Origin of the sequence: Luteolibacter sp. (assembly GCF_039920825.1) — a bacterium.
GTDB lineage: Bacteria > Verrucomicrobiota > Verrucomicrobiia > Verrucomicrobiales > Akkermansiaceae > Luteolibacter.
Map to the genome: position 1 here is coordinate 26,675 of NZ_JBDSCX010000041.1, position 25,347 is coordinate 52,021.

At 58.8% G+C, this 25,347-nt stretch carries 15 protein-coding genes; 8 read left to right on the forward strand and 7 right to left on the reverse strand.

Features of this window, described 5'->3' with window-relative positions:
* The first annotated feature begins 204 nt into the window (after positions 1-204).
* A complete protein-coding gene (locus tag ABIQ96_RS11320; RefSeq protein WP_348214697.1) occupies positions 205-1,260 on the forward strand; it encodes a LacI family DNA-binding transcriptional regulator in 1,056 nt (351 codons plus the stop codon).
* A 78-nt stretch (positions 1,261-1,338) separates the two neighbouring features.
* A complete protein-coding gene (locus ABIQ96_RS11325) occupies positions 1,339-3,831 on the forward strand; it encodes a U32 family peptidase (protein ID WP_348214698.1) in 2,493 nt (830 codons plus the stop codon).
* A gap of 5 nt (positions 3,832-3,836) precedes the next feature.
* On the opposite strand, the gene ABIQ96_RS11330 is transcribed toward ABIQ96_RS11325, so the two are convergent.
* From ABIQ96_RS11330 to ABIQ96_RS11340, 3 genes are all read right to left on the reverse strand, one after another.
* Positions 3,837-4,451 carry an AAA family ATPase gene (locus ABIQ96_RS11330; protein WP_348214699.1) on the reverse strand — a complete coding sequence of 205 codons (615 nt, stop codon included), beginning with the start codon at positions 4,449-4,451 and terminating at the stop codon, positions 3,837-3,839.
* Positions 4,452-4,453: 2 nt separating this feature from the next.
* On the reverse strand, positions 4,454-4,852 hold the full coding sequence (locus tag ABIQ96_RS11335) for a hypothetical protein (RefSeq protein ID WP_348214700.1): 399 nt from the start codon (positions 4,850-4,852) through the stop codon (positions 4,454-4,456).
* Between the two features lie 97 nt (positions 4,853-4,949).
* Complete coding sequence (locus ABIQ96_RS11340; protein ID WP_348214701.1) at positions 4,950-6,422, reverse strand: protein adenylyltransferase SelO; 1,473 nt, start codon at positions 6,420-6,422, stop codon at positions 4,950-4,952.
* 84 nt (positions 6,423-6,506) lie between these two features.
* Between ABIQ96_RS11340 and ABIQ96_RS11345 the strand changes: the two genes are divergently transcribed.
* On the forward strand, positions 6,507-8,525 hold the full coding sequence (locus ABIQ96_RS11345; RefSeq protein ID WP_348214702.1) for a hypothetical protein: 2,019 nt from the start codon (positions 6,507-6,509) through the stop codon (positions 8,523-8,525).
* Positions 8,526-8,624: 99 nt separating this feature from the next.
* Positions 8,625-9,398 carry an acyl-ACP--UDP-N-acetylglucosamine O-acyltransferase gene (gene lpxA, locus ABIQ96_RS11350; protein WP_348214703.1) on the forward strand — a complete coding sequence of 258 codons (774 nt, stop codon included), beginning with the start codon at positions 8,625-8,627 and terminating at the stop codon, positions 9,396-9,398.
* A 3-nt stretch (positions 9,399-9,401) separates the two neighbouring features.
* On the opposite strand, the gene ABIQ96_RS11355 is transcribed toward lpxA, so the two are convergent.
* From ABIQ96_RS11355 to ABIQ96_RS11365, 3 genes are all read right to left on the reverse strand, one after another.
* Positions 9,402-10,184 (reverse strand): choice-of-anchor D domain-containing protein, encoded by a 783-nt coding sequence (locus tag ABIQ96_RS11355; protein ID WP_348214704.1) that lies wholly within the window; start codon positions 10,182-10,184, stop codon positions 9,402-9,404.
* 78 nt (positions 10,185-10,262) lie between these two features.
* Positions 10,263-11,048: a choice-of-anchor D domain-containing protein gene (locus tag ABIQ96_RS11360; RefSeq protein WP_348214705.1), complete on the reverse strand. Its 786-nt coding sequence runs from the start codon at positions 11,046-11,048 to the stop codon at positions 10,263-10,265.
* 66 nt (positions 11,049-11,114) lie between these two features.
* Positions 11,115-11,573, reverse strand: a complete 459-nt coding sequence (locus tag ABIQ96_RS11365) for a choice-of-anchor D domain-containing protein (protein ID WP_348214706.1) — start codon at positions 11,571-11,573, stop codon at positions 11,115-11,117.
* Positions 11,574-11,843: 270 nt separating this feature from the next.
* On the opposite strand from ABIQ96_RS11365, the gene leuA reads away from it, so the two are divergent.
* The 3 genes from leuA to ABIQ96_RS11380 all read left to right on the forward strand — a co-directional run bounded on the left by leuA (position 11,844) and on the right by ABIQ96_RS11380 (position 21,138).
* Positions 11,844-13,529, forward strand: a complete 1,686-nt coding sequence (leuA, locus tag ABIQ96_RS11370) for a 2-isopropylmalate synthase (protein WP_348214707.1) — start codon at positions 11,844-11,846, stop codon at positions 13,527-13,529.
* 133 nt (positions 13,530-13,662) lie between these two features.
* A complete protein-coding gene (locus ABIQ96_RS11375) occupies positions 13,663-15,486 on the forward strand; it encodes a nucleotidyltransferase domain-containing protein (protein ID WP_348214708.1) in 1,824 nt (607 codons plus the stop codon).
* Between the two features lie 264 nt (positions 15,487-15,750).
* On the forward strand, positions 15,751-21,138 hold the full coding sequence (locus tag ABIQ96_RS11380; RefSeq protein WP_348214709.1) for a LamG-like jellyroll fold domain-containing protein: 5,388 nt from the start codon (positions 15,751-15,753) through the stop codon (positions 21,136-21,138).
* Positions 21,139-21,288: 150 nt separating this feature from the next.
* Here the strand turns inward: ABIQ96_RS11380 and ABIQ96_RS11385 are convergent, their stop codons facing one another.
* Positions 21,289-23,415, reverse strand: coding sequence for a prolyl oligopeptidase family serine peptidase (locus ABIQ96_RS11385; protein ID WP_348214710.1), 2,127 nt, complete (start codon positions 23,413-23,415; stop codon positions 21,289-21,291).
* A gap of 129 nt (positions 23,416-23,544) precedes the next feature.
* Between ABIQ96_RS11385 and ABIQ96_RS11390 the strand changes: the two genes are divergently transcribed.
* Entirely contained in the window at positions 23,545-25,311 is a 1,767-nt protein-coding gene (locus ABIQ96_RS11390) for a leucine-rich repeat domain-containing protein (RefSeq protein WP_348214711.1), read from the forward strand.
* Positions 25,312-25,347: the final 36 nt, after the last annotated feature.

Sequence of the window (25,347 nt, forward strand, 5' to 3'; positions counted from 1 at the left end):
CGGGGGGAAATATTAGAGAGTCTCTCTGCCTTAGGAGAAAGGAGTTCCTAACAAAAGGGCGGGGCTTTCGTCATCCTGGTTCGGGAACATGAAGTCGGCGCCTCGCCTGTGCGACGTTCCATCTTGCCGCGCCGATGCCGTTACGGGTCCGTTTTTTTGTCGAGTTGACGAACTGTTGACGTGGCGACATGGCAATTCCTGTGTATGACTCCCAGAGTGAACTCCAATCCCGAGCGCCGAGTCGTTTCCCAATCCGCCATTGCTCGCGAGGCGGGGGTCGCCCGGACGACTGTCTCGCTGGCCCTGCGCGGAGGCGAGGGCCTTAATGCGGAAACCGTCAACCGGGTGATGGAAGCCGCCGAACTTCTTGGATACCGGCCGAACAATCTGGTCGCCGCCATTCGCTCGGGGCGCACCCGGATGGTTGGCGTGATGGTGCCGCCTTCCAACTCGTTCTGGGCGGACGTTTTACATGGCATCCACGACGGTCTCATCGAGCAGGATTATGTTCCGCTCGCCCTGTGGTCGGAGCACCGCATACCGCAGATGGACGAAGCCTTGGAACTCCGCCAAATCGAACGCCTGATCGATTGGCGGGTCGACGGCGCGATCCTCTGGCCGTGGTTCGCCAACCTTTATCGCACGCATATTTCCGATTTGAAAAAGCGCGATCTGCCGATGGTCACGATCGACTCGGTCCTTCCGGATTCCTTCCATGCCGACGCGGTGCTTTCAGACGAATATCTTGGCGCGGAAGCCGTGGCCGGGCACCTCCTGGCGCTGGGGCACCAGGAAATCCTTCACTTCGCCGGACCCATTGCCGAGACTTGGTCGCGGGACCGACGCTCGTATTTTACAGAAGCCATCCGCCGCGCGCCGGGAGTAAAGCTGCATCTTGTGGAGCTTCCGCTCTCGGAGTCCCGCCTCGACCTCATCCGAGAAGCGATGACCGGCCTTGGCGGCGTCACGGCGATCTACTGTGCGACGGATGAAATCGCGGCGGAGGTTTATAAAATCGCCGCGTCGCTGGGCCGCAGGATTCCGGAGGATTTGTCGGTTATGGGTTACGGCGATGTCGATTTCGGCAGCCGCCTGAATCCTCCGCTGACGACGGTCCGCCAGCGCCCTTACCGGATGGGCAAGGCGGCGGCAAAGATGGTGATCGACCGAATCGAAGCCGAGGAAAAAGCCGATCCGCACGTCGAGAGGCTGGGTGTTGATTTCGTGGCGCGGATGTCCACCGCGCCTGTTTCGAAATAAATTGGGCGACTGAGCAAGCCTCAGATCCGGGTGATTTCTCGGCTATCCCCGGCCGGTTTGCCGTGCTTCACTCCCGCCATGGCAACGCTTGCAACCGATCCGACTCCTGAACTTCTTGCTCCGGCGGGAAATTGGGACTGCGCCCGTGCGGCGGTGGCTGCCGGCGCGGATGCGATTTATTTCGGCTTGCCGAGGTTCAATGCCCGCCTGCGCGCGGACAATTTCATCGAAGCGGATCTGGTAGAACTCATGGAATTCCTCCACCGCCACGGCGTGAAGGGATTCGTGACGATGAACACGCTCATTTTCACCAGCGAAATGAAGGCCGCCGAAGAGCAGCTTCGCAAAATCGCCGCCGCGGGAGTGGACGCGCTGATCATCCAGGACCTCGGCCTCGCCAAGCTGGCGCGCACCGTCGCACCGGATGTCGAGCTGCACGCATCCACTCAGATGACGATCACCTCGCCAGAAGGGCTCGCATTCATCGAGACGCTTTTCCCAATGGAGCGCGCCGTTCTCGCCCGCGAACTTTCGATCAAGGAAATCGAGCGCTTCCATTCTCACAATGCCGAGCACCTGAACCTGAAAACCCCGCTCGAAGTCTTCGTCCACGGCGCTCTCTGCGTCGCCTACTCCGGCCAATGTCTCACCAGCGAATCCCTCGGCCAGCGCAGCGCCAACCGCGGCGAATGCGCCCAAGCCTGCCGCATGCCGTATGAAATCGTCGTCGATGGCGAGACGCGCGACCTCGGTGCCGTCCGCTATTTGCTCAGCCCGCAGGATCTCGCCGCTGTCGATCTCGTTCCGGAGCTTGTTAGGGCAGGTGTGAAATCCTTCAAAATCGAAGGTCGTCTGAAATCTCCCGAGTACGTCTCCGCCGTCACCCGCGTCTATCGGAAGGCGCTTGATGCAGCAATGGCTCACGCCGAATCCCCGATCACTCCGTCCGACCGCTACGAACTGGAAATGACGTTTTCCCGGGGGCTCAGCACCGGCTGGTTTTCCGGCACCAACCACCCGTATCTCACCCACGGAAAATTCGGGAAAAAACGCGGCCCGCTGCTTGGCGAAATCATCGACTGCGGCCCCGGCTGGATACGCCTTGGAAATCTAACAGGCGTGCCGTTCACCGCAGGCGATGGCGTCGTTTTCGATGCCGGCGAAAACCGCGATCTCGAACAAGGCGCGCGCATCTGGGTGATCGAGGGCGACCGCCTGATTTTCCACCTCACCTACAGCGGCATCAATTTTGATCGGATCAAGCCCGGCCAAACCCTCTACAAAACCTCCGATCCCAAGCTCGACTCCGAACTCCGCCGCTTCTGGCAGAATACGCGCCCAGTTGAGAAAAAATCCGCGCTTCATTTCGTCGTCACCGGCAAACCCGGCGAGCCCATCACTGTAGCGGCGGTCTATGACCGTCGCACTTTTTCCGAATCATCGCCCATGCCATTGGTCGAGGCTGAAAAACATCCGCTTGGGACCGAAAAACTCGCCGAGCAACTCGGCCGCCTCGGAGATTCCTCCTTCGAACTCGGCTCGCTCGACAACCAGCTTCAAGGAAACTGCCACATCGCCGTCTCCGCCCTTAACCAACTCCGCCGCGCCCTCGTCAAGCAATTGGAAGATGCCGCAGCCATCAAGCCGGAGCGCTCGAAGATCACCGCGACCTATCAGGATCTTCTGCCGTCTCCCAATCTCCAATCTCCAATCTCCAATCCCCAATTAAGCGTCCTCTGCCGCACCATGGGCCAGCTCACCGCAGCCATTGAATGTGGCGTGGAATCCATCTACTGCGACTTCGAAGATCCCCGCCGTTACAAGGAAGCCGTCTTACTCTTCCGATCCACGATCTCCGATCCCCGATCCACGATCTCCCTCGCCACCCCGCGCATCCTCAAGCCCGGCGAAATGGGTTATCTAAAACTCATCGAAAAAGCCGCGCCCGACGGACTGCTGCTCCGCAACCTCGCCGCACTGCATTTCTACAAGGACCGCCATGACTTGAAAAAAATCGGTGATTTCTCCCTCAACGTCGCCAACCCCATCACGGCGAAACTCCTGATGGAAAGCGCCGCGCTCGACTACCTCACGATTTCCTACGACCTCAACATCGGCCAGGTTCTCGAACTACTCCACGGCGCGCCGCCCGAGTGGTTCGAGCTAACACTCCATCAGCACATGCCGATGTTTCACATGGAGCACTGCGTCTTCTGCACCTTCCTCAGCAAAGGCACCACCTACAAAGACTGTGGCCGCCCGTGCGAAACCCATGTCGTCCACCTTCGCGACCGCGTCGGCCAGCTCCACCGTCTGCAAGCGGACGTCGGCTGCCGCAACACCCTCTTCAACGGCAAAGCCCAGACCGGCGCCCGCTACTACGAACACCTCCGCCAAGCCGGGCTTTCGCGCTTCCGCATCGAGCTGCTCGACGAAGCCGAAGACGCCGCGAAAACCATCCGCGCCTATCAGGATCTGCTCAGCGGGAAGTCCGACGCGTTCGACCTCATCGATCAGGTCCACGCACTCGAAAAACTCGGCGTCACCGAAGGCACGCTCGCAGAGCATTGAATGCGTTAGAGCGGAAAGCGTTCGGTAAGAGTGTTCATCCGATCTTCCAGCCGGATCGTGGAGGTCCATGCGGGTGGCACATCGCAAAGTGAAACGAGTCCGCCGTTTTTCAAACGAGCGACGAGACGATAGGGATTCCGGCGGGAACTGTTATCGAAAATCGTCAGGCTGTCCGCGAAGTCGCAAAGTCCGCGTAGGTTTGAAAGGGTTCTGGGATAGCGGGCGTTGATCCGGTCCAGCGGGACATCATGACCTCCGGAGTCGGCCCGGGCGCGGACCCTTGCGGCGGATGTTTCCGGTGAATCGAGGCCGATGAAGAAGACTTCCAGGAAGTAACCCGCGTTGCGGGCATCGCGGAAGAATGCCAATTTATTGCCGCCGGAATCGGAGAGCACGGTCTCCATGATGAAGGATGTTTTTTCAGAGATGAGCCGCCGACGTTCGGCATCCGCCAGTTTCGCTGCTGTCAGCGCGTGAGTGGCTGCTTCCGTTCCGAATTTTTCGGCCGCGATCATGTCTGCATTCACAAACGGGAACCCACGCGATTTCAGCATGATCTCAAAGAAGGTTGATTTCCCCGCACCATTCGGACCGCAAAGGACGACAAGGAGGGCCGGCATGCTCAGCTACCTTCGGAAAAGGGGATGAACTCTTTGCCATCCATCCTCCCGCGGGTCTCGGTGCCGTCGGGGGTGGTGCGAACGATCACCCCGTCCTCGCGGCTGTTGGTGATCCTCCCGTTCAGAAATCCGGATGCCAGAGCGAGTTCGGTGGCTTTCCCCGGCAAGGACAATTGAGCGAGGTAGGACCGGATTTCCGCCAGATCCTGAGGCTTGGCGGAGGTTTCCCAGTCGCCTTGTTTCATAGCGATCATGGCGGAACCGGTGAGTTTTTCATCGGCATCCATGCCTAGGCGCGCCCAATGTTCGATCTGGGCCGTCAGTGACCGATCCGCCAATTTGGCTGCCATGCGTGCGGCATCGGCGATGGACGAGGTGATTTTGATGGCGACAGAGGACATGGAATTGACGTGTGGTGGCAAAGTGCCACCATTGGGGATTTTGTCAACGATGCTTTCAATTTCATCCGTTTCGAAAATCATTCAAAAGGCGTGAGCGTCATGTCCCGCAGAAAGTCTGGTAGGTGCTCGCTCCCTGCGGTGGCGGGGTGGTGTATTCCTGGGGGGCTGTATCTCCGTAGGGATCTGCGAGAACCTTGAGCAGGCGTTGCATCACGCTCAGATCCCCGGCCACCGCGGCGGCGAGGGCTTCCTCGACCTTGTGGTTGCGGGGGATGACGGCGGGGTTGTGGGCGCACATTTTTTCCGCCGCTTCGGCGGGAGAATGCGGTTGGCGGGTGAGGCGGGCGGCCCATTGCGAATGCCACGTTAGAAATCCGGCGTCGATGAAGACGGGTTCGGCGATGGCGGTTTCATCGCTCAAGGCGCGGAAGGTGTTGGTGAAATCCAGGTGGCTCGCGTGCATCCAGTCGAGCAGTTCCTGGACGAGTGCGGCGTCCTCCTTTTCCGCGGTGAAGAGTCCGAGTTTGGATCTCATGCCTAACAACCAGTAGGCTTGGAAGCGGCTCTCGAAGGAGCCGAGCGCCTCGTTCGCAAGATCGACGGCGGTTTTTTGGTCCTCGTGCAACAACGGCAGCATCGCTTCGGCGAGGCGGGCGAGGTTCCAGCGGGCGATCTGCGGCTGCTTGTCATAGGCATAGCGGCCATGGCGGTCGATCGAGCTGAAAACGGTGTCCGGATCGTAGTCGTTCATGAACGCGCAGGGGCCGTAGTCGATGGTTTCACCTGATAGAGCCATGTTGTCGGTGTTCATCACCCCGTGGATGAAGCCGACGTGCAGCCATTTCGCGATCAACGCTGCCTGACGGTCCATCACGGCTTGGAAGAAATCGAAGTAACGCGTTTCGGATTCCATCAGTTCGGGGAAATGCCGTTGCAGCGTATGGTCCGCCAAAGCGGTTAGGGCGGCCAGATCTTCATGCGCTGCGGCATATTGAAACGTGCCGACGCGGATATGACTGGCGGCGATCCGCGTGAGAACCGCGCCGGGTAGGAGTTCGGTGCGGAAAATTTCCTCGCCCGTCGTCGCGACCGCGAGGCTGCGGGTCGTTGGAATGCCGAGTGCGTGCATCGCCTCGCTGATGATGTATTCGCGCAGCATCGGGCCGAGCGTCGCACGACCGTCTCCGCCGCGGGAATAAGGAGTCCTGCCGGAACCTTTGAGCTGGATGTCGATCCGCCGGCCGCCGGGGGCGAGGTGCTCGCCTAACAAAACCGCGCGGCCGTCACCGAGATTGGTAAAGCCTCCGAATTGATGGCCCGCGTAGGCTTGGGCGATCGGCTCGGAGTCTGCGGGGATTTTGTTTCCTGCGAAGATCGCGGCTGCGTTTTTCAAAACTTCGGGATCCAGCCCCAGCGCAATTGCCAGTGGTTGATTCAGAATTACCAACCGTGGTTCGAAGACCGGGACCGGATGGATTTTGGTGAAAAACAACTGCGGCAGCCGGACATAGGAATGATCCCAATTCCAGCCGACGTCGACGGTGGAATTTCTTTCGGCGTCAGTGGGCATGGCGGAGGGTAGGCGGCTGCCGGTTCGTTTCAAGCCCGTGAATTCATCCTTCCGACGGCCGTAAATTCGGATAGGTAGTGGCTCATGGATTCAGATAAGGAGCGCTTCATCGAACTCGCCACCCGCCCGCTGGGGGAGAATGCGGAGTTGCAGCTTTCGGCGGAGGCGGAGTTGCGCAAATCCATTGAAGCGGACATGGGGAAACCGGGAGCGCTGGCGGAAGCGGTCAGATCGTTGGAAATCGCCGACCGATATCCTCTCCGGAAGCGCGGGTGGATGCTTTTGGTGGCGTTGACGGTGGTGGTTTCCCTGCCATTTCTGGTTCACACGGTTTTGCAGTTCAAGGAGTTTGCGAAAGTCCGGTGGTTGGTCTCTTCGGGTGGCTCGTCTGAAATCGAAAAGTCCAAAATCCCCAATCTAACTCCACAGCGGAAACTTCTGTTATTCGGTGACGGCGGCGGACCCAACGAGCCTGAAAAATGGAAGCCGTTGTGGGACAGCGCACCGGACAACCCGGCTTATCTCGCGGAGTACGCGGCTGGGTATTTCAGGTATTACCAAAAACTTTCTCCGGAAATCCTGGCGGCGGCGGAGAAGCTGGATCCTGACAACGCATGGTTTCCCGCGCTTGCCGCCTCCGGCATCGCGGAAGGAGCGGTGACGAAAGAAAGAGCACCCTACAGCTCCGCGAAAACGCCACCGAAGACGCCGGTATGGACGATCAATGATGGCAAACGCATGGACGAAGCACTCGCGGCGATTCATCAATTCGCGGGGAAAACCAAGTTCACCGCCTATCAGAACGAGCTTTTGCGGCAGCGGATACCGCTTTTTCCACCGCGCCGAGACGTCATCAGCCAGATTCCGCCGCTGGTTTATGTTTCTTCGATGCAGACCGCTAACATCGGGTTGAGAAAGCTCTACGAAGTATTGGCCGCCGGGGCGCAGCAGCGGGCGGCAAGCGGCGATGTGGCGGGGTTCCGGCAGATTGTGAGCGATTGGCAGGCGCTTGTTCCTCTGCTCGGCAGGAACGGGGATACGATGATCGACGTATTGATTGCGAGAGCGGTGTTTAACTTCCCTGTGCAGAATTTCCGTGATGCGGCGCGAACGCTCGGATTGGAAAGCGAGGCGCAGCACTTTGCGGAAATTCACGACCGCTCGCTGATGGAAAAGGATGAGCGCGAGAAGCGGTGGAAGGCTAGTCCGCAAGCGGAATTGGTGACGCAACGCGCATCGGTGCTGGCCAGCCTGACGCTCCCGGTGCTGGTCCGACAGGTGAAAACCCCTCCGCGTCTAACAGATGATGACCTGCGGCCGGGTCGCTATGCGGATCATGCGGTGCTGGAGCGTTTCGGTTCGTGGGCGGCGTTTTTGCTGTTGGGATTGTGCGCGGCCGGGGCTGCGGCGTTCCGGTTTCACCAAAGGCCGCTGGCTCGCAAACTCTCGGCGCGGATGGTGGATCTGCTGCGACCTTCGGATTGGGTTTGGATGTTCGTGGGTGGGATCATTTTTCCGGTGGTATGGTATTTTGTGATCTCGCGGCTGACGCCGTTCAGTGCTCGGGAATGGTCGGCGCGGTGGACGGTTTTCATCCAGCCGGGCGGGCAATTCGGCTGCATGGTGCTGTCGATGATTGTGATGACGTTGCAAATGGCGAGCTGGCGGCTGGCAAAACGCGGTGCGGCGATCGGCTTGATGACGCGGTTTTCATGGATCGGATGGCTGGCGGCTGTGGCGGCGCTTGCGGGAGTTCCCGCATTCGGCGCGATCCTGTATATCGGAATGAATGCCGGCTATGCCCTGGCCGGGATCGCATTGAGCTGGCTGATGCTGGGAGCGTCGCTGAATGTGTTCGGGCGGGCAGGGCAGGCGTTGCGGCGCGCGACTTTGGGCAGGCTGGTTTGGCCGGTCTGGGTTTTCGGGATGCTGGTAATGGTGGCGTTGGTTCCCTATCAGTATGCGGAGGAACGGCGTTGGATTCAACAGGACCGGATTTACGAAATTTCCGCGGAGTTTCCCGGACCGAACCGCTACGAATACGACGTCACCCAAGTCCTCCGGCAGGAGCTTTTGGAGTCGATCAGCCTGTCGGAGAGGTAATTTGGGAAACCGGGCCGGAAATACCGTGAACTGGAGACCAATTCCACGGGTGAGAAAAAAACCTCGTCATTCCGGCACTCATTCGCAGAAAATCGCGCCGTGATCCACCCCACCTCTATTGTTTCACCGTTGGCCACCTTGGGACGGAACGTCCGCATCGGTCCGTATTGCGTCATCGGGGCGAATGTCGAGTTGGGCGACGATTGTGTCCTGCACTCGCATGTGGTGATCGATGGCCACTCGAAATTCGGGCGCGGGAATGAGTTTTTCCCCTTCGCCGTGATCGGCGGGAAGACTCAGGATTTGAAGTACACGGGTGATCCGACCTATCTTGAAGTCGGCGATCTCAATGTTTTTCGGGAAAACACCACGGTCCATCGCAGCACACACGGCGATGGTCCGACGCGGATCGGATCGCACAATTTGTTCCTTTGCTATTCTCATGTGGCCCACGACTGCCAGCTCGGCAATCACATCATTCTATCGAACTCCGTGGCTCTCGCGGGTCATGTGGAAGTCGGCGATCATGCGATCATTTCCGGGGTTTCGGCGGTTCACCAGTTTTGTCGGGTGGGGATGCATTCGATGATTGGCGGGCTGGCGAGGGTGGTGCAGGACGTGCCGCCATTCATGATTGTGGAGGGCAATCCCTCCCAAACACGCGGACTCAACTCGGTGGGCCTGCAGCGTCGTGGATTCACCGAGGACGAAATCAGGGAAATCAAGACCGCTTACAAGAAGCTGTTTTTGAAAAAGGACGCCAATCTCGCCATCGCTCTCAGCTCGCTGAAAGCAACCCATACCGGAGACACGCCTCACGTCAGGCATCTCATTGAGTTCATCGAGAATTCCAAGCGCGGGGTGACGCGTTAGAAATTATTTGATTCCCGCGCCGTTACCCGTGAGCTTGATGTCGAACGGGTTCTCGTTCTTGTCGTTGCTGGAAATGTGGAGGGCGGCCTTGCGGGTGCCGAAGGCGGATGGCTTGAATTTCACCGTGAACTCGGTGCTTTCGCCATCGGCAAGCTGGTCCTTTTTCAAGGAGCTGACGATGAAGTCGGATTTGTTTTTACCGTCGATGGTGATGGCGAGGTTTTTGAGCGGGGCGCTGCCGGAATTTTTGATGACGAATTTCTTGGCGGCGCCGGTTTTGGTGACGAGGACGGTGCCGAAGTTTTTCTTTCCGCCGCCGTCGGTTAGTTCACTGCCTTTCGGCTGAAAGACGTCGATTTCAGGACCTTTGGCGGTGGTGGAGGCGAAGGTGAAGGTGCCGTTCAGGCTGACACCGAAAACATCCTGGATGGAGGCCTCGTAGTGGCCGACTCCGTCCATCGTATAGAGGGTGAGGGTGGCAGGCTTCTGGCCATCGACCAACTCAGCGAGAGCGACATCGGTGTATTGGCCGTTGAGTCCGGCCGAGAAGGTGGTGGAGATGTTCACGAAGTCGCCGGTGATCTTCGTCGCGGTGAAGCCGTTTCCTGAAGCGGCGAAAGCGCCCGACCAAGTGCCGTTGGTGGCGTAGGGCGCGCCGCCGTTGACGATGGTGAAGACGAGCGTTTTGCCAACGAGCGCGGCTGGCGCGATGTCGGCATCGGTGATGGCGAAGGCTGAGGCGAGGGAGGAAAAGACGAGTGTGGCGACGAGCGAGGGGAGTTTCATGATTTGGTGTTAGGCTTTCCTCGCCGATACGGCGGGAAATGCAACGATCAAATTTGAAACCCTGACGGATTCGCCGCGTTATTTGGACGCGCCTTCGCCCGTAAGCTTGATGTCGAAGGGCTTTTCGTCGGAATCATTGCTCGCGATCCTGACGGAGGCGTTCCTCGTGCCCGTGGATGCGGGTTTGAAACTCACTTTGAAGGTGGTGCTTTTTCCGGGGGCCACACTTTTAGAGCCGAGGCCGGTGACGGTGAATTCGCCGCTGTTGCCGCCGCCTTTTGCAAGGGAGATGCCCGTGAGTGGGGCGTTTCCGGCGTTTTTGATGGTGAATGTTTTCACGGTGCTGGTTTGGCCGACCTTGACGGTGCCGAAGCTTTTCTTGGACTCGCCGTCGGTTAGTTCGGTGCCTTTGGGTTGTTGGACGTTGATTTCGGGACCGTCGGCGGGTTCGGTGCTGATGGTGAAGGTGCCGGTTTGGAAGGCTGTGTCATCATCCGTCAGGCGCATCTGGTAGCCGCCGCTGCCGTCGGGAAGGGGGAAAATGCTCAGGATCGCAATCCCGGAGCCTGGTGAGACGGTGGCCAAGCTGTAGGTCTCGTAGTTTCCATCCGGTATGTAGGTCCGGGTGGTTGAGATATTCGGGGTGCTTCCGCTCACCCTGACGATCGTGAAGCTGTTGACGGGTTTGGTCTGGAATTTGCCTTTCCAGATTCCCAAGGTGGCAAAAGGCGGGGAGGAGTCTCCAATGGTGAAAACCAAGGTTTTTCCGGCGAGCTTGCCTGGCTTGATGTCCGCGCGGGTAAGGGCCATGGCCGGAACGATGGCGGCAATAACGGTGGCGGCGGCGAGGAAGAGAAATTTCATGGTTGGCCCTATCTCGCCGAATCCGCCGGGAATGCAACCCAAAAGACTAACAAAATAGCCGCAGGCTCACTTCTTCACACCCACTCCGGAAACTCTGATATCGAAGGGGTTTTCGTCACTGTCGTTGCTGGAAATGCGAATGACAGCGTGTTTGAATCCTACGAAGACGGGTTTGAACTTCACGGTGAAGGTGGTCGTTTTTCCGGGTGCCAGACTGGTTTTTCCCAGTGCGGAGACGGTGAATAAGGTCTTGTTGGCACCGGCTCTGGTGATGGCGAGGCCGGTGAGCGTGGCGAGGCCGGTGTTTTTGATGGTGAATGTCTTGGTCTCGCTCGATGTCTGCCTCTCCACCTCGCCGAAACTGACTTTAGTGAAGCCGTCGACGAGCTCGGTGCGCCCCGGTTGGCGGACGCTGATTTCCGGCACTTTGATATCAGGAGTGTAGGTTCCTGGCGCTTCGGCCAAAGCGAAAGCGGTCGTGAAGAATGAAATAGCCAAGGCAAAACCGGGAAGCGGGATTTTCATGTTTTTTTGGTGGGTGAAAAAGTGGGGCTTTGAACGAGACGGCCGTAATTGGCTCTGCGCAAGTCCGGATCGAGAAATCTTCGCGGTTGACCTGTCGGCGGAGATGCTCCTAGCTTCCGGGCGTGAGCATTCTTAACGGCAACCTTCTGCTGCGCCCCCTTCTTCTAGGGTTGGCCTCCCGTTAACTTTTTCTTTGCTTCACTTTCGTTTCCCGGCCCGCCCATCTTGAGGTGCGTCCACTCCTTTTTCCCACTTTCTCCTTTTTGAAAAATGCATCCGAATTCTCTCTCGAAATACCGGCCTTTTCCGCCGGTTTCCTTGCCTGACCGCACATGGCCGGATCAGGTTTTGTCCGCAGCTCCGCAATGGTGTTCGGTCGATCTCCGTGACGGCAACCAAGCGCTGCCGCAGCCGATGTCGATCGAGGAGAAGCTCGAATTTTTCGACCTGCTGGTGCGCGTCGGTTTCAAGCAAATCGAGGTTGGCTTCCCGTCGGCTGCGGATACGGAGTTCAATTTCCTGCGCCGTTTGATCGATGAAAACCGCATCCCGGAGGATGTGACGATCCAAGTGCTCGTGCAGACGCGCGAGCCGCTGATCCGCCGGACCTTCGAGGCCATCGACGGCGCGAAGCGGGCGATCGTGCACATTTATAATTCCACCTCGCCGCTTCAGCGCCGGGTCACGTTCAGTGATGCGTCGCGCGAGTCGATCAAGCAGATCGCGGTGGATGGTGCGGAGTTGGTGAAAAAACTCGTGCCGACGATCCCGCGCACCGAGGTGGTTTTGCAATACTCGCCCGAGTCGTTTTCCGACACCGAGCTGGATTTTGCTTTGGATTGTTGCAACAGCGTTATCGATGTCTGGCAACCGACGCCGGAGCGGAAAATGATCGTCAATCTGCCGGACACCGTGCAGTGGACCACTCCTAACATCCATGCCGACATGATCGAGTGGATGTGCCGGAACTTGAAAAACCGCGAGTCGCTCATCGTTTCGCTGCACACCCACAACGACCGCGGCACCGGTGTCGCCGCCACCGAACTCGGCCTGATGGCGGGAGCTGATAGAGTCGAGGGCACGTTGTTTGGCAATGGCGAACGCACGGGAAATCTCGACATCGTCACCGTCGCGCTGAACCTGAACAGCCATGGCGTGGCGACGGGATTGGATTTCTCCGACCTGCAATCGATCCGCAACGTTTACGAACGCGTCACCCGCCTGACCGTTCCTGAGCGCCAGCCGTATGCCGGTGAACTCGTTTTCACCGCCTTCTCGGGTTCGCACCAGGACGCGATCAAAAAAGGCCTCGACCGCCGCGAAAAGGAAACCGCCGTTGATTCTAACATTCCGTGGGGCGTTCCCTATCTGACCATCGATCCGCAGGACATCGGCCGTTCGTATGAGGCGATCATCCGCATCAACTCGCAGTCCGGAAAAGGCGGCGTCGCGTATGTCCTCGATCGCGAGCACGGCTTCGATCTGCCGAAGACGATGCATCCGCAGGTGGGCAAACGCATTTACGATCTGGCGGACGAACACGGCCGCGAGCTTTCCACCGATGAAATCCGCGAGGCGTTTTTCCGTGAATTCGTGAATCTGGCGAGTCCGCTGGATGTGACGGATTACGAACTCGTCCATCATACCACCGAGCGCGGCCAGGTCCGTTGCCAGGCGAACATCACGCTCAATGGCGAGGAGAAAGCCATCCATGGATTCGGCAATGGTCCGATCAACGCCTTCGTGCACGCCATGGAAGGCATCGGCATCAAGGACTTCAAGGTTACCGACTACCGTTCCCACGCCGTGCGCGGTGGATCGGACGCGAACGCCGCCGCTTATGTCCAGCTCCAAGCCGACGACGGCCGCATCCTCTGGGGCGCGGGTGTCGATCCGTCTATTGAAATGGCCGGACTGAAAGCGCTGGTGACCGCGTGGAATTTGCTGCGCATCTGACGGATTGCGAAATTCATTTCGCCTCTTGTGTTCGTCCCGCGAGAGCGTGGACGAAGACTCCTACGGGCGAGGCAACGGCAGTCCCATTCCATCACCTCACTGTGTTTATAGTCCGCTGATACAATTTCTGCCCATGCACCCGTCACCCACGAAGGAAATCCAGGTTTTGCTCGACCGTATCGAACACTCGCACAATATCCGCATCCTCTATGCCTGTGAATCAGGTAGCCGTGCATGGGGATTCGCGTCTCCCGATAGCGACTATGACATCCGCTTTGTTTTCGTCCGCCCGGAACATTCCTATCTATCAACTCAAGAAGGGCTGGAGTCGATCGATCTGCCGCTCGAAGGAGAACTGGATGCCGGAGGTTGGGATATTCGCAAGGCGGCAAGATTGTTAGGTAGATCCAACGGGGCGCTCGTGGAATGGCTGCATTCGCCAATTGTTTATCGCGATCTGGCGGATTTCAGATTCAGATGGCAAATTGCAGCTCGCACCGTGTTTTCACCCCGTGCCTCTTCGGATCATTATCGGGGCCTGGCGAAGCAAATGGTTCTCGGGAAACTCAACACCGAAATGGTCCGGGCGAAGGATTATCTCTACGCCCTTCGTGCTGTCCTATCCGCTGGATGGGTTGCTGCCGGGAGAGGAATCCCACCCGTGCCGTTTCCAGATCTGGTGCCAACGGCTCCACTTGAAGTCCGGAAGTTGATCCCGGATCTGCTGGAGCACAAGGCGCGCACTGCCGAATGCGAGCGGATGCAGCGTGTCCCCGTGTTGGATGCATTTCTCAAGAATTTCCTGGATGGGGCTGTTAGCCTGCCTCAGGGATCCGGTGATCTGGAGCCACTGGACCTTCTTCTCCGGACGGAAATCAGGCGTCCTGTTTCCATTCCCGTGCCTGGCGACTTCACGCTCGGACGTATCCGCCGGCCGGACATGTTGCTGTTTGATACGGTTGCCGGAAGCCATGCCTACGGTACGGCGATTGAAGGTTCTGACGAGGATCGACGCGGGGTTTTCGTCGCTCCGCGGGCTTTCCTGGCAGGTTTGGACGTCATTGGGCAAGTGGCGGACGAGCGGAGTGATCAAGTCTATTACGAACTTGGAAATTTTGTCTCGCTGTTGCTCAAGAACAACCCCAACGCACTCGAACTGTTGGCGATGCCAGTCGATTGTATCCGCCATTGCCATCCTCTGTTTGCTTTGCTCAAGCCTGGGATTTTCCTCTCCAAACTCTGCGCGAAAACCTTCGGTGAATACGCCATGGGGCAGATCCGCAAGGCGCGTGGGTTGAACAAGAAGATCGTCAATCCGCAACCGGAGCGACGGCTTTCGCTTCTGGATTTCTGTCATGTGCCCGATGGTCAGGGCAGCGTGCCGGTCCTCTTGTGGCTTGCGGAGAAGAACATCGATCCTTCGAAATGTGGGCTGACATCCGTGCAGCACACCTCCGGTTTGTATGCGATCTATCAAGATGGCGCGCGCAGCTATCGAGGGCTGGTGTCCCCTCGTGATTCGGATGCGCTTGTGTTCAGCAGCGTGCCGAAGGAAGCCGCGCCCGTTTGCTGGATGCATTTCAACCACGATGCTTTCAGAGCGCATTGCAAGGCCCACCGAGAATATTGGGAATGGGTGGGCCAGCGCAATGAAGAGCGTTTTGCCACCAATGTGGAACATGGGCGCGGGTATGATTCAAAGAATCTGATGCACACGCTGCGTTTGCTCGAAATGGCGGGTGAGATCGCGGAAGAGGGAGTCCTGCGGATTCGCAGGCCCAACCGGGATTATCTTCTTCGTGTTCGCGCGGGTGAATTCGAATATGAAGATCTGGTCAGCCGCGCGGAACAGAAACTTGCAGAGGTGATTTCGGCTTTTGAAAAATCGAATCTTCCGGAGCAACCGGATCGCGGCCAGGTAAACCGGGTCTTGGTCGAAATCCGAGAGAACTTCTGATCGGCCATCATGACGTCGGAACTTGGGTGAGGAGGTGGCCCGCATTCCTTGGCTTTACCGGGATATCCCCAATTGAGGGGGGTTGACCCAGCAAGGCGTTTGCCGCATCTTGCTAGGTCGATGGATATGCGTTGAGCCGCAAAACCTGTCCGAGATCACCTTGTTGCAGTTGCAAACAAGGGGTGACCCGGTGAACCGATTTTGAATCTGTCGGGTTTTGGCCACCAATCACGCTTCTGTTTTTAGGACTCCGCAAATCAACCCATGACTAAACCCAGTTTTTCAGCGAGGTCTCTCGCGACGTTGGCTTATTGTACTCTCGTTCCGGGGTTGCTCTTGCCAGCCAATGCCGCGCTGGTCAACCGGTGGTCATTTAACAATGCGGCGGGAAGTGCGCCTACGGGCACCGCCGTGACCGACAGTGTCGGCACCGCCACGGGGGCTGTGGTCGGCAACGGTGCGACATTCACAGGAACCGCCCTGCAATTGCCCGGAACCACCACCGGCAATTTTTCGCCGGCGAACATTTCCGCCTACGTCGATCTTCCGAACGGACTGATCTCCCCAAAGACGAACCTCACCGTGGAGATCTGGGCGACGCCGGTTTCAATCAAGACTTGGCAGAGGCTCTTCGATTTCGGGCGGATGACGAGTAGCAATACGAATCTGAGCACCAATGCGCGTGGTGCGGGAGCTCTTTCAGGAGAGATCCTACCGACGGCCACTGCGGCCCCCAACAACGCGACCTCCAGCGACGACTTCGCTTTGGCGCTCCATCGTGACAGCACTGCCAACACGGAACGCTTGATGGCTAGGTTGGATGGAGCGACGGAACTAGGGAGCAACACCGGGGCTACCCTGGCGTCGGGCACTCAGTATCACTTCGTGTGCACCTTTACCGATGGAGCGGGAACTTACGGATCTGCCGGCGGGGAAATGGCGTGGTATCTCAACGGAACGCTGGTCACCACGCTGAGTGTCAATTTCCACATGTCATCGATCCAGGACCGCAACAACTGGCTCGGCCGCTCCATGTACACTGCGGACAACAGCGCCAACATCGCCTACAACGAGGTCCGGCTCTACAATCACGTTCTCAGTCCTGCGGAAATCGCCGCAAATCTCGAAGCGGGACCGAACAGCATCGTCACCCCGCCCGGCCCGGTGGATCCTCCGGTGCCGAACCACCTTTGGACTTTCAACAACCAGGCTGCCTCCAACGCCACCTCGGGTACGACCTTTACCGACAGCATCGGCGGCACCGTCGCCACCTTGAAGGGAAATGGGTCGAGCCTGACAGGTACCGCACTGAGCCTGCCGGGATACACCACCGGCAATCAGACGGCGGCCTCCATTTCCGGCTACCTCGATCTTCCCAACGGTCTGATCTCCGCCCATCCGAGTATTTCGGTCGAGGCTTGGGTCACGCCGCTTTCCTCGAAAAACTGGCAGCGGTTGTTCGATTTCGGACGAAGCAACACCACCAGCGGAAGCGGTGCCGCCACCGGGGAAATCATCGATGGGGCCACCACGCCCGGAGCCTTCACCGGCTATGACAACGTTTCTCTAACTGTCAATACGGCGGGAGTGCTCGGCAACCATCAGCTCGAAGGGCAGTTCGGCGGTGCCGCACCGATATATAACAACTCCACCATCACCACCGCCGCCGGCACCCAGTATCATTATGTCATGGTGGTTCAGGATGGAACGGGCGCCTACGGGGCATCCGGCTGTCAGGCGAGATGGTATCGGAATGGGGTGTTAGGCAACACGCTCGACCTCGCGTTCCACCTGACATCGATGTCGGACGTGAACAACTGGATCGGCCGTTCCCAATATGCGGGAGATTCGAACTCCAACATCTCCTTGAACGAACTTCGCATCTACAATCGGGCGATCACCGGTGCCGAGGTGCAGGCCAGCTACACGGCGGGTCCGGATCTAACATCAGGTCCGCCCGAACCGTTGCCGCCGGTACCGGTTCCGGAAAACCGCTGGAGCTTCAATGCGGGCGCCGGTGCGGCACCCGGCGGCACGACATTCACCGATGTGGGCACTGGCGAGATCGCCACGGTCCGCGGCAACGGTGCAACCACCACCGCCACGACGCTGGTGCTTCCCGGCACCACCACGGGAAATGCCACCGCCGCCGCCATTTCCGGTTATCTTGATCTGCCCAACGGCTTCGTTTCCTCACGGCCGAGCGCCACCTACGAAATCTGGCTCACCCCCGTCACTAACAAGAATTGGCAGCGCATCTTCGACTTCGGACGGGGCAATGTCACCCTGAACAGCGCCAACACCGGCGAGATCATTGATGGGGCCGTCGCGCCAGGTGGCACCAACAGTTATGATGGAGCAATGCTGTCGCTCAACAACGCCGGCGTCCTCGGCAGCCATCGTTTGGAAGGCAAGCTTGGCGGTGCCGTGGTCGGCACCGTGGACACCGATCTGAGTGGCACCACCGCCGCCGGCACCGAGTATCACTACGCCATGGTCATCGAGGATGGCGCGGGTTCCAGCGGTTCGGCGGGTTGCCAAGTCCGCTGGTATCGGAATGGTTTTCTCCAAGGCTCGATGGACGTCGCCTACCGCATGCCCGCCCTTTCCGATGTGAACAACTGGATCGGCCGCAGTGCTTGGTCGGCCGACACCAACGCGAACATCGCCATCGACGAACTGCGCGTTCACCGCCGGGCGGTTACTGCTCAGGAGTTGCTCGCCTCCGCAGCCGCCGGGCCGAATACGACGTTTGCACCGCCCGTGTCCGTGGCTGACAGCGCCACGATCCACCCGAATCAAAAGGTCCTGGTCGATGTGCTCGCCAATGACACGGGTTCGCCCATTCCCTCCACTTTGCAGATTCTCAGCGCTCCCGCGACCGGCACCGCCACGATCAGCGGTGGGAAAATCCTTTACGCCCACAGTGGCAGCAGCGCCGCGCCCGTCACATTCACCTACGGCATCGGAAATATCACCGGCGCGACCGCGACCGGCACGGTGACGATTTCCTTCGCCACCTCACTGCGGCTCACAAATACGGCTCTCGCCATGCCGGCCGCCGCGCCTGCGACTTCCTGGCAGCTGGTGGACGCGCTTCCCGGCCTCACCTTCACCCGCCCCATTTGCCTGGCTTCGGTCCCCGGTGATGCGAACCAGCTTTACGTCGGCGAGCAAACGGGAGCCATCAAGCGAGTGGCCGATGTCACATCGCTCACTCCGACCACCAACGTTTTCCTCGACATTTCGACTCTGGGCGGAGGATTTAACATCGGTCCCTTGTTGGCCGGTCAACCTGAAAACGGCCTGCTCGGTCTCGCCTTCCACCCGAATTATGCGACTAACGGTTATTTCTACGTCGCCTACACGGTGGTCATCAGCGGCACCTATTACCAACGCGTCTCCCGCTTCACCCGCAGTGCTGCGAACCCGACCATCGCGGATCCGGCCAGCGAGCTGGTCCTCCTCCACATCAGCGATTTCGGCCTGAATCACAACGGCGGCGACATCCACTTCAGCCCCACCGATGGCTACCTCTACTATGGCACGGGCGATGGCGAGAACTCCACCGCCGGACAGGCAAAGAGCCAAAAAATCAACGACAACTTCTACTCCGGCATGTTCCGGATGGACGTGGACAAGCGGCCCGGAAGCCTTCCGCCCAACCCCCATGCCTCCATCCCCACCGTCAGCGGTGTGGCCGGTTTCAACGTTCCTCCCGATAACCCGTTCGTCCACACCAGCCTCGGCGGCGCCTGGAATGGCATCTACGGCGGAGTGGATTACTCCGGCTCGCTGGGTTCGGTGCGCACGGAGTTCTGGGCCACCGGCATCCGCCACGCCTGGCGCTGGTCATTCGACCCGGCCAACGGCGACCTATGGGAAGGGGACGTCGGACAGAACACCTACGAGGAAATCAACAAGATCGTGAAGGGCGGCAACTATGGCTGGGCCTACCGCGAGGGTCTCCACGATTTCAGCGGTGTGCTCGGCACCGCACCCGTGGGCTTCACTTCGATCAATCCGATTTACGAATACCTTCACACCGCGATTGCCGGTGGCGATGCCCAATTCAAGGGCAACTCGGTGGTCGGCGGCTATGTTTACCGCGGCACCCGCTTCCCCTCGCTGGTCGGCAGCTATATTTTCAGCGATTCGACCTCCGGCCATGTCTGGCAGATGAACACGACCACCGGTGCCACCGTCCGTCTCACCGGCCTTCCCGGCGCATACGGCGTGATCTCCACGCAGGGAGTCGATCCATTCAACAAGGACCTGCTCTTCGCCGCCTACCTCAACGGCAAGATCATGCGTCTCACCTTTGACAGCAGCGACTCCAGCGGATTCCCGGCCACGCTCACCGAGACCGGCCTGTTCTCCGATCTCACCGATATGTCGCCGGCGCCCGGCCTGCTGCCCTACGAGCCGAACCTGAAATTCTGGAGTGACTACGCCGACAAGCGCCGCTGGTTCACCATCCCGGATGAGGATGGCATGATGACCTGGAGCAAGGACGGAAACTGGACCTATCCGACCGGCACCGTTTGGGTGAAACACTTCGACCTCGAACTCAGCCGGGGAAATCCCGCGACCAAAAAACGCATCGAAACCCGCGTGCTCGTCAAGACGGACACCGGCAGCTACGGCGTCAGCTACCGTTGGAACGAGGCGCAGACCGAAGCCTCCCTCGTCGCGGACGCCGGTGTGGAGTTTGATCTCGCGATCGACGATCACGGCACGCCGCACACCCAGCGCTGGCAGATTCCCGGCCGCTCAAGCTGTCTAACATGCCACACCCCGCAGGGCGGCCACGCGCTTTCGTTCAACACCCGCCAGCTCAACAAGGATTTCACCATCAACGGCTTCGGCGGCAACCAGCTTGAAACGCTCTCTGCGCAGGGTTTTCTGAGTAACACCCCCGATCCTGCCAGCACTCTCGCCCGCCATGTCCGGCCGGATGAAACGGCTTATCCGTTAGAGCAGCGCGCCCGCTCCTATTTCGCCGTGAACTGCTCCTACTGCCACCAGACCGGCGGCACCGCTGGCGGCTCCTGGGACGGCCGCGCGCATCTGACTTTGGAACAAACCAACCTCATCAACGGAGTCGCGGAAAACAACCAAAGCAACCCGCTCAACAAATACATCGTTCCCGGCGACACCACCCACAGCATCGTCCTCAACCGCATGGCAGGCACCAACGGCTTCACCCGCATGCCCCCGCTCGGAAGCAGCGAGACCGACCCCGCCGATATCCAGCTCATCACCGACTGGATCAACAACAGCCTGCCAAGCCGTCCGGTTTATCAAATCTGGCGTGACGGATTCTTCACCGCGATTGATCCGAACGGCGACAAAACCGCCGATCCCGATGGCGACGGCATCAACAACTACGAGGAATATCTCCGCGGCAGCTCGCCTCTCAGCGGCACCGGCTCGTGGCAGGCAAGCGTCACTAACGGCACACTCCAATTCCTGCGGAAGGCGAACCGTTACTACACCATCCAGACCAGCGACACCCTCGGCCAATGGCAGGCGTGGCCGGTCCCGGAACTCGAAAGCAGCTACAAAGCCACCGACGAGCTGATCCAGATCCCGCTCCCGGTTGATCCGGATGGCAAGCAGTTCTTCCGCTTCAACGTCACCGAGCCGTGAGGAGCGACTTCTTCATAAGGAGGGTGGACGCCTCGTCCACCTAGCCAATGAAAAGCGAAAGAACAGAGCTCACGGCACATGTCATTTCTCTCCTCATTGGCTCCACGACAATAAGGTCGTGGCTCCTTTGTTAGCGAACAGTGTCTCCTGTTATTTCCCCGGTAGCACCGCTTCCAGAAATGCCCAGTCGCTCGCCGTTTGATCGATGACTTTAGACAAGGATGTTCCCGCCCCATGTCCCGCGCTGGTTTCCACGCGGATCAAAACCGGCAGGCCGTCCTTGGCCTGATACTCCTGCAAGCGCGCGGCGAATTTGAAGCTATGCGCGGGCACCACCCGGTCATCGTGATCCGCCGTGCTCACCATCGTCGCCGGATAGCGCGTGCCGGGCTTCAGAGCGTGATAGGGCGAGTATTTGAAAAGCAGCGGAAAATCCTCCGCCTTGTCCGAGCTGCCGTATTCGCTCTGCCAAGCCCAGCCGATGGTGAATTTCTGAAACCGCAGCATGTCCATCACGCCCACCGCGGGCAGCGCCGCACCGAAGAGTTCCGGACGCTGTGTCATACACGCTCCGACTAACAGGCCACCGTTGCTGCCGCCCTGGATCGCGAGGTTTTCCGATTTCGTATAACCTTTTTTGATCAACGTTTCCGCCGCACCGATGAAGTCGTCGAAGACATTCTGTTTTTTCGAAAGCTTTCCTGCCTCGTGCCACTCGCTGCCATACTCGCCGCCGCCGCGCAGGTTGACCACGACGAGGATGCCGCCGCGTTCGAGCCACACCGCGCGGGCCACGGAGAATCCGGGCAGCATGCTGATCTGGAAACCACCGTAGCCGTAGAGCAGCGTGCGGTTCGAGCCGTCCATTGGCGCGTCCTTTTTCCGGACGATGAACATCGGGATCTTGGTGGCGTCCTTGCTTTGATAGAAAACCTGCTCGGTCACGTATGCCGCTCCGTCGAATCCGACTTCCGGTTTTTTCCAGAGCTTGCTTTCGCCCGAAGCGAGATCGAGTTGATAGATCGCGCCGGGGTTGGTGAAACCGGTAAAACCGTAGAAAACGCGCGTGTCCTTCTCCTTGCCATCAAATCCGCCGACCGTGCCGATTCCAGGCAACTCGAGTTCCTTGGGATTTTTTCCGTCGCCATCGAACCGCATCACCCGGCTCTTCGCGTCCTTCATGTAGGTGACGATGAATTTCCCGCCGACCTTGCTGATATCGTCCAGCGGTTCGGCGGCTTGAGGGATGATTTCCTTCCAGTTCTTCCGTTCCGGATTCTTGGTGTCGATGGCGATCACGCGGTGCCGTGGCGCATCCAGATCGGTCGAGAAATAAAACACCGGGCCGTCATTTCCGATGAATCCGTAATCCGCGTCGCCGTCCGGCAGGAGCTGCACGACTTCGGCATGCGGTGTAGTTAGAGATTTGTAAAACATGCGATTTTTTGTGTCGCTGCCCTGCGAGATATTCAGAATCAGGTAAGCGCCGTCCTCCGTCACATCTCCACCGATTCCCCATTGCGGCTGATCCTTCCGCTCATAGACGAGAGTATCCTCTTCCTGCGGCTTGCCAATGCGGTGGAAATACAATTTCTGGAATTCGTTCTTCTGCGTCAGTGCCGCGCCTTCCTTGGGGGCATCGTAGCGGCTGTAGTAGAAACCGCTATTGTCCTTCGCCCACGACATGCCGCTGAATTTCACCCATTTGAGATGATCTTCCAGATCCTTGCCGGTCGCGATGTCCCGCACGCGGATCTCCAGCCAATCGCTGCCGCCACCGGATGTCGCGTAGGCTAACAATTTTCCATCCTCGCTCGGCCGGAATTGCGACAGCGAAACCGTGCCGTCTTTCGACATTGTGTTAGGGTCGAGCAAAACCTTGGGTTCTCCCTCCAGCGAGTCGGCCACATAGAGCACCGCCTGGTTCTGCAAACCGGAGTTTTTCGTGAAGAACCAACGCCCGCCCTCTTCGTCCGGCAGACCGACGCGTTCGTAGTTCCACAGCTTTTTCAGGCGTTCACGGATTTCATCGCGCTGCGGGATCGCTTTCAAAAACCGATTTGTCACAGCGTTCTCGGCGGACACCCAGGCTTTCGTTTCCGCGGAATTGTCATCCTCCAGCCAGCGGTAAGGGTCCATCACTTCCGTTCCGTGATAGACGTCCACGACGGATGAATCCTTCCGAGTTTCAGGGTAACTGATTTCAAAAGGTCCGGCGGATGCAAAAGGACCGCTGAAAAGAAAGATTCCCGGAAGGAGCAGATGTGGGGTGCGCATGGTGGAAGATTGCCGGACACCTATACGAGCCTCCGTGAAACGCCAGACAAGTTCGCTGGAATGATCCAACTTGCGCTCGTTCGACGGATCCATCATGCTAATCGCACAAATAGCCCACCGCGCTTTCCCATGTTCTCCCCAACTCAATCGCGGATTTTTGCGCCATATTTTCCCTGCCTGACGGGGATTTTCCTAGTTCTGGCCTGCATAACCGGCGGTCTGGATGCCGGACAATCGGGGAATCTCACTTACTCGGCAACCGAGACCTCGGTCACCATCACGAAATGCGCCACCGCGGCAAGCGGGCAGGTGGTCATTCCCGAGATGTTGGGAGGCAAGCCGGTCACCGGGATCGGCGCCGCGGCATTTTCAAAATGTGAAAACATGACCGGTGTGACGATTCCCGCCGGCGTCCTCGATATCGGGAACAATGCCTTCGAAGACTGCAACGGGCTCGTCACCATTGAGCTTCCAGCCGGCCTGACCTCGCTGGGCGAACGGGCCTTCCTGAGATGCCGGAACTTGGAGACGACCGCCGTTCCGGGAAGTGTGGGCGAGATTTCGGACGGGGTGTTCCTCGGTTGCTACGGACTGGTCAGCGTGACCTTGGGCAATGGCATCAAGAGCATTGGGGAAGCGGGGTTCTCTTCTTGCGGGAAGTTAACGGCCATCACGCTGCCGGCAGGAGTGAAGACCATCGGCTCGATCGCCTTCGGCAACTGCGTGGAATTGGCAACCGTCTCGCTGCCGGACAGCCTGGTTAATATCGGATACGCGGCCTTCGCCGATTGTGCGTCGCTCCAGAGCATCACCTTGCCTGCCGGATTGACGGGGCTGGGGACAGCTGCTTTCTCCCAGACCGGGCTGACGAGCGTGGCGATTCCGGGCGGCGTGAATGTCATCCCTGAAAAAGCATTCTTCAATTGCGACGCGTTGTCCGGCGTGACGATTGGAGACGGGGTAAAGAAAATCGAACCCGACGCGTTCGGCCTGAGCGACGCGATCGTCTCGATCAATCTGCCCGCCAGTATCAACAAGGTCACCCGGGGAAGTTTCCACTACTGCATGGGCCTAACATCCATTTCAGTGGCACCGGGCAATGCCACCTACTCCGGCGTGGACGGCATTCTCTTCGACAAGAAGAAGAGCACGCTGATCCTTTGTCCGGCCGCAAAAACCAGCGCGGACCTGCTGCCCGCAACTCTCAAGAACATTGAGGAACTCTCGTTCGAGAGATGTGTCTCCCTTGCAAGCGTCACCTTTCCGAATGGACTCAAGTCCATCGCACCGCGTGCCTTTGAAAGGTGCGCGGGTCTGACGGAACTCACGATCCCGGCCAGCGTCACCAGTCTCACCGCGGGGTCATTCGCCTTTTGCAGCGGCTTGGAGGACATCACGGTGACGCCCGGTGGCACCGCCTATTCCAGCGTGGAGGGCGTGGTTTATAACAAGGATCAAACTACGACGGTTCTTTGTCCGGCCATGAAACCCGGAAAGGTCAAATTGCCCGCGAGCGTGACCAAGGTGGACACCATTTCATTCCGGAGTTGCACGGAACTAACCGCCGTGGATTTGCCCAAGGGGCTTAAATCTATCGGCATAAAGGCTTTCGTGGGTTGCGCGAGCCTGAAGAAGGTGACGATTCCTGTGGGCGTCAACCGCATCGATAACCAAGCCTTCAAGGGTTGCGGGAATCTGCGTGCCGCCTATTTCGAAGGCAACGCACCGCGGATGGGTTACGGCGTGTTCTTCGAGACCGCTCCGGATTACACGACCTATTTTCTGTCCGGAAAAAAAGGGTTCACCACGCCGATCTGGAAGGGCCAGGCGTGCAGGAAGCTCGGCGCTGCCGTTTCGACGACTGGCCGGGTGTTGGAGATGTTGATAGGCCGGTGAGAATCGGGTGCGGCTCGAAGAAATATCGGCTGGCGC

Excerpts from the sequence above, each read along its gene's own strand:
- ABIQ96_RS11320 (WP_348214697.1), top strand. The coding sequence starts at position 205 with ATGACTCCCAGAGTGAACTCCAATCCCGAGCGCCGAGTCGTTTCCCAA.
- ABIQ96_RS11325 (WP_348214698.1), top strand. The coding sequence starts at position 1,339 with ATGGCAACGCTTGCAACCGATCCGACTCCTGAACTTCTTGCTCCGGCG.
- ABIQ96_RS11330 (WP_348214699.1), bottom strand. The coding sequence starts at position 4,451 with ATGCCGGCCCTCCTTGTCGTCCTTTGCGGTCCGAATGGTGCGGGGAAA.
- ABIQ96_RS11335 (WP_348214700.1), bottom strand. The coding sequence starts at position 4,852 with ATGTCCTCTGTCGCCATCAAAATCACCTCGTCCATCGCCGATGCCGCA.
- ABIQ96_RS11340 (WP_348214701.1), bottom strand. The coding sequence starts at position 6,422 with ATGCCCACTGACGCCGAAAGAAATTCCACCGTCGACGTCGGCTGGAAT.
- ABIQ96_RS11345 (WP_348214702.1), top strand. The coding sequence starts at position 6,507 with ATGGATTCAGATAAGGAGCGCTTCATCGAACTCGCCACCCGCCCGCTG.
- ABIQ96_RS11355 (WP_348214704.1), bottom strand. The coding sequence starts at position 10,184 with ATGAAACTCCCCTCGCTCGTCGCCACACTCGTCTTTTCCTCCCTCGCC.
- ABIQ96_RS11360 (WP_348214705.1), bottom strand. The coding sequence starts at position 11,048 with ATGAAATTTCTCTTCCTCGCCGCCGCCACCGTTATTGCCGCCATCGTT.
- ABIQ96_RS11365 (WP_348214706.1), bottom strand. The coding sequence starts at position 11,573 with ATGAAAATCCCGCTTCCCGGTTTTGCCTTGGCTATTTCATTCTTCACG.
- leuA (WP_348214707.1), top strand. The coding sequence starts at position 11,844 with ATGCATCCGAATTCTCTCTCGAAATACCGGCCTTTTCCGCCGGTTTCC.
- ABIQ96_RS11375 (WP_348214708.1), top strand. The coding sequence starts at position 13,663 with ATGCACCCGTCACCCACGAAGGAAATCCAGGTTTTGCTCGACCGTATC.
- ABIQ96_RS11380 (WP_348214709.1), top strand. The coding sequence starts at position 15,751 with ATGACTAAACCCAGTTTTTCAGCGAGGTCTCTCGCGACGTTGGCTTAT.
- ABIQ96_RS11385 (WP_348214710.1), bottom strand. The coding sequence starts at position 23,415 with ATGCGCACCCCACATCTGCTCCTTCCGGGAATCTTTCTTTTCAGCGGT.
- ABIQ96_RS11390 (WP_348214711.1), top strand. The coding sequence starts at position 23,545 with ATGTTCTCCCCAACTCAATCGCGGATTTTTGCGCCATATTTTCCCTGC.